15 protein-coding genes are annotated in these 13,373 nt (G+C 46.2%); 9 read left to right on the top strand and 6 right to left on the bottom strand.

What is annotated here, in order from left to right; translation table 11 throughout:
* The 3 genes from VV1_RS12815 to VV1_RS12805 all read right to left on the bottom strand — a co-directional run bounded on the left by VV1_RS12815 (position 1) and on the right by VV1_RS12805 (position 2,847).
* Positions 1-975: an HlyD family secretion protein gene (locus VV1_RS12815; protein WP_011080531.1), complete on the bottom strand. Its 975-nt coding sequence runs from the start codon at positions 973-975 to the stop codon at positions 1-3.
* Entirely contained in the window at positions 972-2,381 is a 1,410-nt protein-coding gene (locus tag VV1_RS12810; RefSeq protein WP_011080530.1) for a TolC family protein, read from the bottom strand. The genes VV1_RS12815 and VV1_RS12810 overlap by 4 nt, the downstream gene beginning before the upstream one ends.
* Before the next feature lie 238 nt (positions 2,382-2,619).
* On the bottom strand, positions 2,620-2,847 hold the full coding sequence (locus tag VV1_RS12805) for a hypothetical protein (protein ID WP_011080529.1): 228 nt from the start codon (positions 2,845-2,847) through the stop codon (positions 2,620-2,622).
* A 350-nt stretch (positions 2,848-3,197) separates the two neighbouring features.
* Here VV1_RS12805 and VV1_RS12800 point away from each other — a divergent pair, with 350 nt between their 5' ends.
* From VV1_RS12800 to gnd, 5 genes are all read left to right on the top strand, one after another.
* Complete coding sequence (locus VV1_RS12800) at positions 3,198-4,817, top strand: ATP-binding protein (RefSeq protein ID WP_011080528.1); 1,620 nt, start codon at positions 3,198-3,200, stop codon at positions 4,815-4,817.
* On the top strand, positions 4,814-5,500 hold the full coding sequence (locus tag VV1_RS12795) for a response regulator (RefSeq protein WP_011080527.1): 687 nt from the start codon (positions 4,814-4,816) through the stop codon (positions 5,498-5,500). Before VV1_RS12800 ends, VV1_RS12795 begins: the two co-directional genes overlap by 4 nt.
* A 415-nt stretch (positions 5,501-5,915) precedes the next feature.
* Positions 5,916-7,418 (top strand): glucose-6-phosphate dehydrogenase, encoded by a 1,503-nt coding sequence (gene zwf / locus VV1_RS12790; protein ID WP_026050694.1) that lies wholly within the window; start codon positions 5,916-5,918, stop codon positions 7,416-7,418.
* Positions 7,415-8,149 carry a 6-phosphogluconolactonase gene (gene pgl, locus VV1_RS12785; protein ID WP_011080525.1) on the top strand — a complete coding sequence of 245 codons (735 nt, stop codon included), beginning with the start codon at positions 7,415-7,417 and terminating at the stop codon, positions 8,147-8,149. The genes zwf and pgl overlap by 4 nt, the downstream gene beginning before the upstream one ends.
* A gap of 33 nt (positions 8,150-8,182) precedes the next feature.
* Positions 8,183-9,631: a decarboxylating NADP(+)-dependent phosphogluconate dehydrogenase gene (gene gnd / locus VV1_RS12780; protein ID WP_011080524.1), complete on the top strand. Its 1,449-nt coding sequence runs from the start codon at positions 8,183-8,185 to the stop codon at positions 9,629-9,631.
* An 87-nt stretch (positions 9,632-9,718) separates the two neighbouring features.
* Here the strand turns inward: gnd and VV1_RS12775 are convergent, their stop codons facing one another.
* Positions 9,719-9,925 carry a hypothetical protein gene (locus VV1_RS12775; protein ID WP_043877161.1) on the bottom strand — a complete coding sequence of 69 codons (207 nt, stop codon included), beginning with the start codon at positions 9,923-9,925 and terminating at the stop codon, positions 9,719-9,721.
* A 345-nt stretch (positions 9,926-10,270) separates the two neighbouring features.
* Between VV1_RS12775 and VV1_RS24950 the strand changes: the two genes are divergently transcribed.
* Positions 10,271-10,408, top strand: coding sequence for a hypothetical protein (locus VV1_RS24950; RefSeq protein ID WP_011080522.1), 138 nt, complete (start codon positions 10,271-10,273; stop codon positions 10,406-10,408).
* An 84-nt stretch (positions 10,409-10,492) separates the two neighbouring features.
* Here VV1_RS24950 and VV1_RS12770 read toward each other — a convergent pair whose 3' ends face one another.
* The gene (locus VV1_RS12770; RefSeq protein ID WP_011080521.1) at positions 10,493-11,128 is read right to left on the bottom strand and encodes an outer membrane beta-barrel protein; all 636 of its coding nucleotides are present in this window, start codon (positions 11,126-11,128) and stop codon (positions 10,493-10,495) included.
* Between the two features lie 241 nt (positions 11,129-11,369).
* Here VV1_RS12770 and VV1_RS12765 point away from each other — a divergent pair, with 241 nt between their 5' ends.
* Positions 11,370-11,750: a VOC family protein gene (locus VV1_RS12765; RefSeq protein ID WP_011080520.1), complete on the top strand. Its 381-nt coding sequence runs from the start codon at positions 11,370-11,372 to the stop codon at positions 11,748-11,750.
* 93 nt (positions 11,751-11,843) lie between these two features.
* Here the strand turns inward: VV1_RS12765 and VV1_RS12760 are convergent, their stop codons facing one another.
* Positions 11,844-12,332, bottom strand: coding sequence for a hypothetical protein (locus VV1_RS12760; RefSeq protein ID WP_011080519.1), 489 nt, complete (start codon positions 12,330-12,332; stop codon positions 11,844-11,846).
* A gap of 339 nt (positions 12,333-12,671) precedes the next feature.
* On the opposite strand from VV1_RS12760, the gene VV1_RS23970 reads away from it, so the two are divergent.
* Together VV1_RS23970 and VV1_RS12755 are read left to right on the top strand one after the other, a co-directional pair.
* The gene (locus VV1_RS23970; RefSeq protein ID WP_080553474.1) at positions 12,672-12,875 is read left to right on the top strand and encodes a DUF1289 domain-containing protein; all 204 of its coding nucleotides are present in this window, start codon (positions 12,672-12,674) and stop codon (positions 12,873-12,875) included.
* Positions 12,876-12,980: 105 nt separating this feature from the next.
* Entirely contained in the window at positions 12,981-13,373 is a 393-nt protein-coding gene (locus VV1_RS12755; RefSeq protein WP_011080518.1) for an ATP-binding protein, read from the top strand.

Raw genomic sequence — 13,373 nt, 5'->3', positions numbered from 1 at the left:
TTACAGCTCAACCACTAAACTCATGCCCATGCGCAGATCGTTTACCGGCGTTACTGGACGCGCTTCGACTTCAAACGTGCGCAGGTCAAAGCCTTTGGAGGCATCGGTTGCGCGCCATGTCGCGAAATCACCCATCACAGCGATGTGACTCACCTTAAACTCGATCTTTTTGTCCAGCGCAGGTAGGTAGGCTGAAAAGGTTTGATCTTTTTGGAAGTGTTTCAGTAGGTCTTCTCGAACATTCAGCACCGCCCAAGCGTCTTGTGTATCGATCACTGTGACGACAGGAAAGCCCTGAGGTGCAAGCTCGCCACTTTGCAATAGCACTTGTGATACTTCACCATCAAACCAGCTCTCGATGCGAGTGTCGTTGGCGTAGGCTTCGACTTCCGCTACAGCGCCTGCTGCCATGCGCGCTTTTTCAGCGGCTGCTAGTTTGGTCTCGTCGCGGACACCTTCTTTTGCCATTTCGTACATTTGAAATGCTGCGCTTTCGGTGTACTTGGCGGCTTGCCATTGTGTCATGGCTTCATCGCGTTTTTGCTCTGCAACAACACCATCGTTATACAGATTGTTGACGCGTTGGTAGGTCTTCTCCATCAAGTCTGCAGCGGCTTTGGCTTTTAGCCATTGGTCTTTCGCGGCTTGAATCTGTTGGCTACGAGCCCCTTTTTCGGCTTCTTGAGCGAGGGCGTCAGCCGCTTTTTCACCGGCTTTCGCTTGTTCGAGCTTGGCTTCGATTTCTGGGCTATGCAGGGTAAAAACCAGTTGGCCTTTGGTGATATTTTCCCCTTTCCGTACTAAGACTTGGTCGATACGGCCTGGTACTTTAGACGAAATACTGTACTGTTGTGCTTCAATCATGCCTTGCAAGCGGACTGGTTCTGGTTGATAGGCTTGATAAAAGCTGTAACCGACCCAGCTCACGACACCGACAGCACACAGTGACAGCAAAACAGGTTTAAATGATTTCATAGCGACGCCTCTTGAGTCGGTTGGTAAGCAGAAGATTGATATTGATTGAAGCTGTTCATTTCGCTACTGAGCGCCAATAACTTGGTCAAAGAGAGTAGGTAGCGAAATCGTGCAGCAGATTGCTGGGTTTCGACGCTCGCGAAATAGAGCTGCGCATCAACCACTTCCAAAGAAGTGGATAGGCCTTGTTTGAACGCTTTTTCTCTTAAATCTAGGTTCTCTTTGGCTAGGCGAATACTTGATTCAAGGCCGATAACTTCGTCGATGGCTTGTTGCGCTTCCAAATAGGTTTTTTGTACCAGTACCGAAAGATCTTCTTTTGCTTGTGCTTTGAGAGATTGAACTTGAGAGACCATACTGTTGGCAGCTTTCACTTTGTCGCTGCGGCCAGTGTTTTCCAATAGTGGAATATTCACGCCCACACCAACCAGCCAATCCGGCTTCATCTCACTGGCTAACGAATCATCTTCGTAAAGGCTGTAATCACCGTAAAGATAGACCTCAGGGTAGTATTTCCCTTTTTCAGCCTTGATCAGCGCGCTGGCTTGTTTCTCTTTTGCACTGAGTAAATCCAAGCCTGGGTAGGTGGCGAGTGTCTGCTCAGTAAAGGCGGTGAGTGGAGGAAGATGTTGGTTGATGAAGAGCCCTTCCGCGGGTTCGACCATGTCATTTTGTGCCAAGATTTTGCTCAAGGCTGATTGTGCGATATCGAGGTTACTTTGGGCTTTTCGTGTCTCGACCTTAGCTTTATCCAGTGACGCTTCTGCTTGTAAGCGTTCAACATGGGCGATCTGGCCCTGTTTTTCGAGCTTAATAGCGAAATCTCGATGCTGTGTTAAGCCTTGTTCCACCGCTTGACGTGTTTGTAAGACTTCCTTGGCTAACACGACCGAGAAATAGTATTTACTTAAGTCCTCGTATCTCGCTTGTGTCTCCATCGCCAGTTGGCTTCTGGCTTCATCGGTTTTCCCTTCCGCTGCTGTTTGTGCTGCGGAAATTCGACCGCCAGTGAAAATTGGCCAAATGGCACGGATCGAAGAAGTAAAGATATCTCGCTCTGTGATGGTAGACGTCGTATTGGCCAACGCCCCAAAAATGGGTTGAAAGGCAGGTGGAACCGCAATATGTTGGCCTGTGCTGTCGAGAAGTTGTTGTCCAGATACAGTGACATCGGTGTCTAGTCGAGTGTAATTAGCGCCAACACTAATAGAAGGCAGATTTAAACTGCTGGAGGCGCTTTGCATATGTTGCTGGCTTTCAACATTGGCGCGTTGCGCTGCAAGAGAGTGGTTGTTTTCTTGCAAAAGTTGCCATGCCTGCTGGAAGGTAATGGGTGCCGCCTGACAGGCGAGCGATATGGAGCTCGAGAGCAGCCCAATCATCAATAGCTTACTGTGTCGTTTCATGATGGATATCGCAAAATAGAGTAATGACTCTAATATATAGTAATTGTGATCCACTGTTAAGTTGTGGGTTTATCTTTTCGCCAAGATTGCGAAATGAGCAGTTGCTATCTTGGTAAGGAAATGTGTCTATTAAAACATGAAGCCTCACCTATGCAAATTGGAACTTATTATGGGCAAGGTACAGATAATAAAAAGCACAACCCGAAAGCTGTGCTATTTTGCGTAGAGGCGAGCTATCTTACTTCATGGAAGGGCAGAAGAATTCTGCTCTCCATTCAAGTTGTCGAGAACCTTGCATGGTCTGCAACAGATCCCGTCCGCTCATTTGCGGGAATGATAAAAGGACTTTCAGGTCACTCGGACTCCGTTCGTCTTTTTCATAAGCCCTGACGTGTGTAAATGTTGAATGCATATTCTTCGACAGCATTGCCTTATTCAGACAAATTCCAAAGGTATCGCGTTCCATATTGATCGTTCCTTATCAATTGACACCACCTTGTCGTTATTATTGTAATCAAGTTTGATGTTGCTTCATTGCCCAAAAAGTATACGCCCTACGCCCTAAAAAGACCTCAAATTTAGCTAAATTCGCAGTGATCTAGATCAATAACTGGTTCGATGGTTATGTAACTTGTTGTTTATTTAAAATCCACTTCTCACATTTGAGAGGTATTACTTGCAGGATAATAAATAGTCATTTCACGAGGATTTATTTCTTGCGATTCACACTTCCGGAGGGTGGTAAGAGCTTGCATGTTAAAACGGTGTTAAGTTAACTGAGTTTTCGATGTTTTTAAGTGGTGCAAAGAGGTAAGCATGACGTGGCAAAGCATCAGTTTTCGTAAAAGAATGCTGGTCATTATGACGCTCTCCGGATTAATTGAGTTGCTTATCCTCGTAGCAGCGGGCTTTGCCTACCTCAAATACTCGCAAGAGCAAGAAATGGGGCAGAAGGCACTCGGTGTCGCGCGATTTCTTGCTACCTCTACGACGGTTATCGAGTTGATCGAAAATCGTGACGATGTCACCTATCAGCAAAAATTTCGAGAACTAACCCAAGCATTGGGCGCAGCCTTCATTGTGGTGGGTGATCGTGAAGGTATTCGGTTGATCCACCCCGTTGATGAACGCCTTGGTTTGCCGATGCGTGGTGGTGATAACGCCCGAGCATTGGAAGAAGGCGAAGCGTATATCTCGACAGCAAGAGGTTCACTGGGCTATTCGGTGCGTGGCAAAGCAGCGGTTTTTAACTCGGCGGGTGAAGTGATCGGTGTGGTTTCTGTGGGTTATCTGCTGGATCGATTACAAGACAGAATAGAGCCATTTGCGTGGTTTTTAATTGCTATGACGTTACTGGTGGTTGCTGCGAATGCCTTGGTTTCCAATTACGCTTCTCGTAAATTTCAGCGAGCGATTTTGGGGTTTGAACCGGAAGAAATTGGTCGGTTATATGGTGAGCTTGATGTGACCATGAGCACCATTAAAGAAGGGGTGTTAAGTATTGATTCGAGTGGCGTGCTGCGTTCCATCAACCGCAGTGCAGCGCAGATTCTCGGGTTAGATCCGGCCCAAGTGCTGAACAAACCGCTCTCTGATGCGTTGCCCGCCAGTGATCTGTACCGTGTATTAGAAACGGGACAAGAAGATCACGATATTGAACTTTACCTCAACCAAAAGAGGTTGATTGCCAACCGAAGCCCGGTTTACGTAGAGGGAAAGATTGTCGGCGCGGTGTCCAGTTTTCGTTTGCGTGATGAAATTTCTGAGCTCACTGAACAGCTTTCTCAAACCAAAGAGTATGCCGATTTATTACGCTCACAAACGCATGAACATCGCAACAAACTTAATACCATCAGTGGCCTAGTTCAGATGGGCGAGCTTGATGCGGTTCAACAGCTTATCGGGCAGGAGACGGCGCACTATCAGGGGTTGATCGAGTTTCTACGCGATACCATCAAAGATCCGTTGGTCGCGGGCATGCTGCTAGGAAAAACGGAACGCGCGCGTGAGCTTGGCTTAGAGTTAGTGGTTGAAGAAGGGGCTCGTTTAGAGCCGCTAAGTGCTTGGCTGAACCCAGAAGACATCACGACAATACTCGGTAACCTGATTGATAACGCTTTTGACGCGACCATGAGCGCGATCGCGCAAGAAGGCAATTTTGCCCGTTCACGCAGAACCATTGAAGTTTCCATCAGTGACTACGGAACGGAAGTGATTCTTGAAGTGCAGGATCAAGGTTGTGGTTTGCCCAAACAATTTTCCACCGAGCAGCTGCTTGAGAAAGGGATCTCGAGCAAAGCGACCAGCACTCGGGGTGTTGGGCTCTACTTAGTCAATCAATTAGCCGCACGTTATTGCGGCTCGATAGAGATGGCTGAGAATGACAAATTTGGCACAAGAATGACGGTCTATTTACCCAAGGAAGAACAAAGATGAATGCCGATACCCGAGTGATGATAATTGAAGATGATATGGCGATTGCTCAGCTTCATCATAAGTATTTGCAGCAAATGGATGGTTTCGAGGTGATTGGCATTGCGACCACACAAGCCGAAGCCGAAATGCAGTTGTCCGTGTTCGAGCCTGATTTGGTTTTGCTCGATGTTTACCTTCCTGATGGCAGTGGGTTGGAGATCCTCAATCAAATTCGCGGCAGCAATCGTCATTGTGACGTTATTTTGATTACCGCAGCAAGAGATGTGGAAACGCTACAAACCGCAATGCGTGGCGGTGTGGTGGACTATTTGTTAAAACCCGTGATGTTTCCGCGGCTGGAAAGTGCTTTGAACAAATACCGTGCGCAACGAGTGCAGTTGGGAACCGTGTCCGACCTTAATCAAGGCTTGGTGGATAAAATGCTGCAAGCAAGCAGTACGCAGGAAAGCGTATCCAATCGGCTACCCAAAGGTATCGATGGGGTTACCCTTGATAAAATTCGAACCTTATTTCAAGGCGAGGTTTCCTATACTGCAGACGAAGCGGGGGAGCAAATCGGGGCCAGTCGCACCACGGCAAGGCGCTATCTTGAATATTTGATCAGCTCGGGTGAGCTTGCTGCCGATTTGAATTACGGTACGGTTGGTCGCCCTGAACGAACGTATCGCAAAGTTCATCGTTAATTTGCTGGTTATGCGGCAAATTTAATATGTGAGCGGTGTTTTTGTTACTTATCGTGCAATGGATTACATTTGGGCGGATATTTGCTGATTATTTGCCCACATTTCAATTAAACTGGTCTAATCAGTTTTAAATTAAATAATCTTTTAATAACAAATAGATATGTCATTTTCGAGTCATAATTTAAACGATTGCGATTCTAACTATTGATGTATGTCAAATTGTCGTAGACAATACGCCCCCGTGTCGGGCAAATCATTCTTATTACCAACCCACACTCACTGTTTTGTAAGGTTTTGTCTATTAGTGGAATAGGCAGGGCCGATTATCAATTTTTAGGTGTCACTGATAGGGTGGGCTCATCCTTTAAGCCGTATCCAGGCACACAACAAGTACCTCGTTTTTAAGGGAAAGATGATGGTAATACCAGAAAACAGCAGCATCGTAATTTTTGGTGCTTCAGGTGATTTAACATATCGCAAGTTGATCCCTGCTTTATACCACCTCTACGCAAGTAAGCAGCTACCAGAAAACTTTGCTATTTTAGGTGTCAGCCGCACTGAATACAGCGATGAATCTTATCGCGAAAAGTTAAAGCGCTCTCTTCAGGAAATGGAGAAAACGGAACCAGCTATTCTGGATTCATTTATCGACCATCTTCACTATCAAGCCATCAACACGTCAGACACAAAAGACTACGCGAAGTTGGTTGTACGTTTAGATGAATTGGCCGCTCAATACCAGTTCGAACAACGTAATACACTGTTTTATCTGGCCACACCGCCAAGCCTTTACAGTGTTATTCCTGCAAGCCTTGCTCATCACGGTCTCAATAGTGAAGAGGATGGTTGGAAGCGCCTGATCATTGAAAAACCGTTTGGTTATGATTTGGCTTCGGCACGTCAGCTCGACAAAGAAATACACGATTGCTTCCAAGAGCATCAGATCTATCGCATCGACCACTACCTTGGAAAAGAGACCGTACAAAACTTACTTGTTTTCCGTTTCTCTAACGCCATGTTTGAACCTCTGTGGAACCGCAACTTCATTGATTATGTGGAAATCACAGGTGCCGAATTCCTTGGTGTGGAAGAGCGCGGTGGTTATTACGACGGCTCCGGCGCTGTGCGCGATATGTTCCAAAACCACCTACTGCAAGTGTTGGCGATGGTGGGCATGGAGCCGCCAGCACAAATTAACGCCGATTCCATGCGTGATGAAGTAGTGAAAGTTCTGCAGTGTTTAAAACCGCTTGAGGAAGATGATCTGCGTAACAACCTAGTTTTGGGTCAATACACCGCATCAGACGTGCGCGGACAACATCTGCTTGGCTACCGTGAAGAAAACGGCGTAGCGGACGATTCTCGTACCGAGACTTACATTGGTCTTAAAGCGTACATCAATAACTGGCGTTGGAATGGCGTACCATTCTACGTGCGCACGGGTAAGCGTCTTCCAACTCGCGTGACAGAAGTGGTTATCCACTTCAAACAAACACCGCATCCGGTATTTGGCCAAAACGCTCCAGAAAACAAACTGATCATTCGTATTCAGCCTGATGAAGGCATTCAAATGAGCTTCGGTTTGAAAGAACCCGGTGCAGGCTTTAAAGCCAAAGAAGTGAAGATGAACTTCCATTATGCTTCGTTGCAAGAGACGCAAATGCTGACCGCCTATGAGCGTCTGCTTCTTGATGCGTTAAACGGCGACGCAACGCTGTTTGCTCGCAGCGATGCGGTCGAAGCGTGTTGGAAATACGTTCAACCTATCCTCGATTTCAAACAAGATCCACAAGCACTCTTTGGTTATGCTTGCGGTACTTGGGGGCCAAAAGAGTCGGACGATTTGCTGCAGCGTGATGATCGCGCGTGGCGTTTCCCATGCAAAAACCTAACAGATACGGACTACTGCGAACTATGATCAATCACAAGATCTACCAAACAGCAGAGCAGGTAGTAGAAAGCCTAGCAAACGACATGAAAGCGTTTAGCGAAATGGGCCGACCTGTTCATATCTCACTTTCTGGTGGCAGCACGCCTAAAATGCTGTTTAAGCTTTTGGCATCAGAGACGTACGCAACCTCCATTCAGTGGCAAAATCTTCATTTTTGGTGGGGCGATGAACGCTGCGTGGCACCAGACGATGCTGAGAGCAACTACGGTGAAGCGAATGCCCTTTTATTCTCTAAACTAAGAGAATTGAGCCAAGTGAGCATTCCTGCAGAAAACATCCACCGCATCCGTGGCGAAGAACAGCCAGAAGTGGAAGCGGCACGTTTTGCAAAAGAAATGGCAGACGTTATTCCAACCGATAATGGCACACCTGTGTTCGATTGGATTTTGCTTGGTGTTGGCGCAGATGGTCACACGGCGTCGCTTTTCCCAGGTCAAACGAATTATGACGATGAGAACCTGTCAGTATTGGCTTCTCATCCGGAATCTGGACAAATTCGCGTTTCGAAAACGGCACGTGTACTGGAAGCGGCTAAACGCATTAGCTATTTAGTACTGGGTGCAGGTAAAGCGGACATTGTTGAAGAGATCAACAGCAATCCAGCGGAAGAACTTCCTTACCCGGCAGCAAAAATTCATGCGAAAGCAGGGCTGACGGAATGGTATTTAGATTTAGACGCAGCAGCGAAAATCGCTTAACCGTCGCAGAAAGAAATATATTGGAGAGAAACAATGAAAGGTGATATCGGTGTAATTGGCCTAGCAGTAATGGGTCAAAACCTTATCCTGAACATGAACGACCACGGCTTTAAAGTGGTGGCTCACAACCGTACTGCGGCGAAAGTAGATGAGTTTCTAGAAGGCCCAGCGAAAGGCACCAACATCATTGGCGCATACTCACTTGAGGAACTGGTTGAGAAACTGGAAACACCACGCAAAGTGATGTTGATGGTTCGTGCTGGCGCGGTAGTGGACCAGTTTATTGATGCACTTGTACCGCTTCTTGATAAAGGCGACATCATCATTGACGGTGGTAACACGAACTACCCAGACACCAACCGTCGTGTAGCGGCGCTGCGTGAAAAAGGCATCCACTTCATCGGTACTGGTGTATCTGGTGGTGAAGAAGGCGCACGTTTCGGCCCTTCTATTATGCCTGGCGGTGCTCCTGAAGCATGGGAAGCGGTTAAGCCTATCTTCCAAGGTATCTCTGCAAAAACTGACGCTGGCGAGCCTTGCTGTGATTGGGTTGGTAACGATGGTGCAGGTCACTTCGTTAAAATGGTACACAACGGCATCGAATACGGCGACATGCAGCTGATCACCGAAGCGTACCAGTTCATGAAAGATGGCCTTGGTATGTCTGCAGACGAGATGCAAGCCGTTTTCGCAGATTGGAACAAGACTGAGCTAGACAGCTACCTAGTCGAAATCACCGCTGACATCCTTGGCTACAAAGACGAAGATGGCGAGCCACTAGTAGAAAAGATCCTCGACACGGCTGGCCAAAAAGGTACTGGTAAATGGACAGGCATCAACGCACTGGATCTTGGTATTCCTCTAACGCTTATCTCTGAGTCAGTATTCTCTCGCTGCCTATCGGCACTGAAAGATCAACGTGTTGAAGCTGAGAAGCTATTTGGCAAGACCATTACTCCAGTGGAAGGCGACAAGAAAGAGTGGGTTGACGCACTTCGTCAAGCGCTTCTAGCATCTAAGATTATCTCTTACGCTCAAGGCTTTATGCTGATGCGTGAAGCGTCTAATGAAAATGGTTGGGATCTCAACTACGGCAACGTGGCACTCATGTGGCGCGGTGGTTGTATCATCCGTTCTGCGTTCCTAGGCAATATCCGTGATGCGTACGAAGCGAACCCAGATCTTGCGTTCCTAGGTTCTGATGACTACTTCAAAGGCATCCTACAAAACAGCCTAGTGGCATGGCGTAAAGTGGCGGCGAAGTCGCTAGAAGCGGGCATTCCAATGCCATGTACAACGTCTGCACTGACGTTCCTAGACGGTTACACAACTGCGCGTCTACCTGCAAACCTACTGCAAGCACAACGTGACTACTTCGGTGCTCACACTTATGAGCGTATCGACCGTGAGCGTGGTGAGTTCTTCCACACCAACTGGACCGGTACCGGCGGTAACACAGCGTCGACGACTTACGACGTTTAATAGATCGTTAGTAAACCAATAAAACGCAAAAGGATGTCCAAGTGACATCCTTTTTTCTTGAATGACTTTTAAAGCTAATGAACAAGCTTACGCACGCTTTTCTTTGGATGTGCTGGAATGGTATTTTTCGATGAACTTGTCGCGAAGGTAGAGCAATAAGCTCACAACTAAAGCAACGATAGAAACCGTAAACAGAGCATACATACTCAATATCCACGCAAACGTTGCGGTAAGAAAAGCGACGAAAGAGAACATTCTGCTGAATGACATGACATGACCGAGTTTCTGTTGCATAAGAACCTCCAATGGTTTCTGTTTGTCTCTGCCTACAATGTCAGTTGGTGGGGATGGATACATAAAATGTCGGCTAAATAAATCTCAAAAAGTGTACATCTTTGATGAAGGTAGTGTTTTTATTCAACATGAAAGGCGGTATTTCGTAAAAATGTTGTCAAAAGTCTCACTTTGTCTATCTACGCCCCTGAACTCATCCTATAATTAGCGTGCATATGGAGGATGTTTAATATTTAAACATCCTCTATTTTTTGAAACCGCCAACATGGAGTCGATTCGTTTGTGAGTCGATGTTGTTAAATGCTTACCGGGAAGGTGATTTAAATTACAACCGAGGTTCTTAAGATGACTATTAATAAGTACTTTGTATTTGTTCCACAAGCTGTTGAACAAACTCAGGAAAAGGAAAATAAAGTGGTAACAGATAAGGAAACTCAACGTCAGGCATTAGTAAAGCAAGCTCAGCAGGAAGGCGGGCTATAACGGCTAGGTTTCATAATGAGAGAGCACCCATCGAGGTGCTCTTTTTTTGTCTTTCGCGTGCGAAGAGTGCGTTGGATCTTGCCGCTAAAAAGCAAATTTTACCGCGGTTTGCCCATTAAACTGTTCAGAATCTCGGTAGGTATTGTAGCCTGCTGATACCTCTAACGAGAAAGTCGATCCAAACATAAACTGCCCAGTGAGTTTGAAGTCATTCATTACATCTTGGTCAAGATAAGAAATTCGATATCTTGGCGTGAGGGCTAAAAAGGGCGCAAGCTGGAAACTCACGCCGAGATCGGCTGCCGGGCCAAACTCTCGGAACCTCGCAGAACCTTCACGGGAGCTGTATTCACGCTCTACGTCGTATTTACTGACACCAACTGTGTAGAAAAGCGAAGTGGTATTGAAATTGTTGTAACCGCCTAAGCCAGCAAACGAGCTGGAGATGTCGGTATTTCCTGATGTGGTACCTTCAAACTCGTATTTGACATAAGCATCCATGGTAACGGGTGAATAGCTACCAGTGAAGTTAACACCAAAAAGATCTCTTGAGCCTTTACCATCGAACTCAGAGCCTAGAAATGATCCTAGACTGTCATTCTTCTGCTCGCTGTATTGCAGACCGACACCGATGTAAGAGTATTTGCCAAAAGAGTTTGCGTGTGCAGCTGCGCTAAGGGTCAGTAGCAGTGCTACTGTGGTCAATGTTTTTCTTTTCATTGTACTTTCTATGAAGATGGTGAATCGAGAAGGCGACCTTAACAATTAATAAAACAATGTTCAATTGCAATGTTCATAGCGAGCGTAATTGTTCTAAGCAGCGCTTTGTTGATGGTTATATTAGTTTAAGTGAATGTATGAATGTAATAGGCGGGATGCTCATTATTAAGACGTAGAAAACTGGCAATTAGGTCCTCATCGACTAGTGTTATGGCGAACATAACAACGTGTAGGAGGCAAAATGGATAAGAATCCCATCGGTTGGTTTGAGATTTATGTTGATGATGTAGAGAGAGCCAAACATTTTTATCAATCGGTTTTTCAAGTCACGTTTGAACAAATGATGGATCCGACAGGAACAGATATAGAAATGTGGTTCTTCCCATCGGATATGGAAAGCTATGGCGCAAGTGGAGCATTAGTGAAAATGGACGGTATTAGCGCCGGAGCAGGCGGTACGCTGGTGTACTTTTCTTGTGAAGACTGTGCGGTTGAACAGGAGAGAGCAACGCAACATGGTGGCGTTGTCGTTCAAGCGAAAATGGCCATCGGCGAGTACGGCTTTATCTCGTTAGTGCAGGATTCGGAAGGCAATATGATCGGCTTACATTCTATGCAGTAGTGGAATTGTTTTGCGCTCTCATTAAATAGAAAAGGCATCTAACAAGATGCCTTTTTGTCTTTGTGATTCGTTTATTGACGAATAAGGCGTCGCTTAAACACCTGCACGTTTAAGTAGGCCGGCCATAAGCGCAGAGCTTGAGCGCGCTTGTTTGCCTTTGCCTTGTAGGGATTTTGCAAGTGAGACGTTATCAATGCTCTTAGCAATGTACGCCATTGAGTTGTACAAATCCGTCGCAGATTTGATCTTTGACTTGTCATTCATAGGCGCAAGCAGTTGCACCATCTGAGTACCACTCATCTGTTTCTCTGTTGCGTATTCCTCAACGGCATCTAAAAGAAGATCAAGGTCGACCATGGCTTCTGCGCTTTCGATACCTTGTTTTTTCATCTCTTTTTGGTTGCGTCGACGCATTTGCTTGATGATGAAAGCAGGCTTGTTGAGCTTTTTGAAGCCGAAATAGCCGATCAGCGCGACAACCGCGATACCGCCAATCACATAACCCCAAACTGAACCTGTAGATTCAACAACAGGTTGAACAGTTTCTACTGCGTATTCAACGGTAGTAGGTGCATCAGACATAAAATTTACCTTTGAAAATGGCTTCTAAAATGAAGCGTAATACTAAATCTGGCTAGCGAAGCACCGCATTGCGGTGAATCAAAAATCGTTGGATAAGCTACTTTTACTCAAGTAGACAAAGCATTTGTTTTATCTCGCTTGCACATGTTATTGGGGCCACATACTGAAATACAAGGCATGAGGAGACGCTATCTTTTAAAGTGCAGCCATTGATCACACTTTTATTGAGCATTGAGACACTATTTGAGCAATGGCTTAGCTCGAACTGGTGGATGAAAAAGACGTGGTGCCAAAATTGAACGATACTTTAGTGAGGTTTGCAATTGAGGTGGCGCGGATATGGAAGAGCGACGATTCGATAATCCATGCATTCGGCACTGTTGTTTGAATGAGGAAGATGTCTGTTTAGGTTGCGGTCGGCACCTAAACGAGATCTTAGGCTGGACGCAATCGAACGCAGCGCAGCAGCAGGAAATATTGGCGCGCAGCCAAGCGCGTTTAGCCACACTGAAGGCACGCGTTTATTTCCATAACCCCAAATGAACTTCACAGCGGCACGCTCTCTGTTTGTTAACGAGAATACCGCGACAAAAACTGATAATATGTCCGCCTTATGCTTTATTTCTACTCTCTGTATCTCTACTCGCTATGTCTCAACAAGCCAAATTGACACTCATTCGCGGATTACCAGGTTCTGGTAAAAGTACGCTGGCGCAACAACTTGCGAAGCAAACGCATGCCGTTCATCTCGAGACAGACATGTATTTTGTCGATCAGCAAGGCCGCTATCAATTTGACCCAACGCGCTTAGAGCAAGCCCATCGTTGGTGTTTAAACAAAGTGTGCCAATACCTCAAACAGGGCAGAGCGGTGATTGTGAGCAATACCTTTGTTCAGCACTGGGAAATGAAGTCTTACTTGCGTTTTGCAGAGCGCCATGGTTTCAGCGTGGAGATTCTTGTCTGCACAGGTGAATATGGCTCGATTCATGATGTGCCAGCACAGACGATAGAAAAGATGCGTCAGCGCTGGCAAAACTAG

This window comes from Vibrio vulnificus CMCP6 (assembly GCF_000039765.1).
Lineage (GTDB): Bacteria > Pseudomonadota > Gammaproteobacteria > Enterobacterales > Vibrionaceae > Vibrio > Vibrio vulnificus_B.
The sequence above is the reverse complement of the archived record's forward strand: the minus strand, read 5'-3'. Positions and strand labels throughout refer to the sequence as shown.

What these genes read in the sequence shown, in the direction of transcription:
- zwf (WP_026050694.1), top strand. Translation starts at nt 5,916, where the DNA reads ATGGTAATACCAGAAAACAGCAGCATCGTAATTTTTGGTGCTTCAGGT.
- VV1_RS12795 (WP_011080527.1), top strand. Translation starts at nt 4,814, where the DNA reads ATGAATGCCGATACCCGAGTGATGATAATTGAAGATGATATGGCGATT.
- VV1_RS24950 (WP_011080522.1), top strand. Translation starts at nt 10,271, where the DNA reads ATGACTATTAATAAGTACTTTGTATTTGTTCCACAAGCTGTTGAACAA.
- VV1_RS12810 (WP_011080530.1), bottom strand. Translation starts at nt 2,381, where the DNA reads ATGAAACGACACAGTAAGCTATTGATGATTGGGCTGCTCTCGAGCTCC.
- VV1_RS12755 (WP_011080518.1), top strand. Translation starts at nt 12,981, where the DNA reads ATGTCTCAACAAGCCAAATTGACACTCATTCGCGGATTACCAGGTTCT.
- pgl (WP_011080525.1), top strand. Translation starts at nt 7,415, where the DNA reads ATGATCAATCACAAGATCTACCAAACAGCAGAGCAGGTAGTAGAAAGC.
- VV1_RS12760 (WP_011080519.1), bottom strand. Translation starts at nt 12,332, where the DNA reads ATGTCTGATGCACCTACTACCGTTGAATACGCAGTAGAAACTGTTCAA.
- VV1_RS12770 (WP_011080521.1), bottom strand. Translation starts at nt 11,128, where the DNA reads ATGAAAAGAAAAACATTGACCACAGTAGCACTGCTACTGACCCTTAGC.
- VV1_RS23970 (WP_080553474.1), top strand. Translation starts at nt 12,672, where the DNA reads ATGGAAGAGCGACGATTCGATAATCCATGCATTCGGCACTGTTGTTTG.
- gnd (WP_011080524.1), top strand. Translation starts at nt 8,183, where the DNA reads ATGAAAGGTGATATCGGTGTAATTGGCCTAGCAGTAATGGGTCAAAAC.
- VV1_RS12800 (WP_011080528.1), top strand. Translation starts at nt 3,198, where the DNA reads ATGACGTGGCAAAGCATCAGTTTTCGTAAAAGAATGCTGGTCATTATG.
- VV1_RS12805 (WP_011080529.1), bottom strand. Translation starts at nt 2,847, where the DNA reads ATGGAACGCGATACCTTTGGAATTTGTCTGAATAAGGCAATGCTGTCG.
- VV1_RS12765 (WP_011080520.1), top strand. Translation starts at nt 11,370, where the DNA reads ATGGATAAGAATCCCATCGGTTGGTTTGAGATTTATGTTGATGATGTA.
- VV1_RS12775 (WP_043877161.1), bottom strand. Translation starts at nt 9,925, where the DNA reads ATGCAACAGAAACTCGGTCATGTCATGTCATTCAGCAGAATGTTCTCT.
- VV1_RS12815 (WP_011080531.1), bottom strand. Translation starts at nt 975, where the DNA reads ATGAAATCATTTAAACCTGTTTTGCTGTCACTGTGTGCTGTCGGTGTC.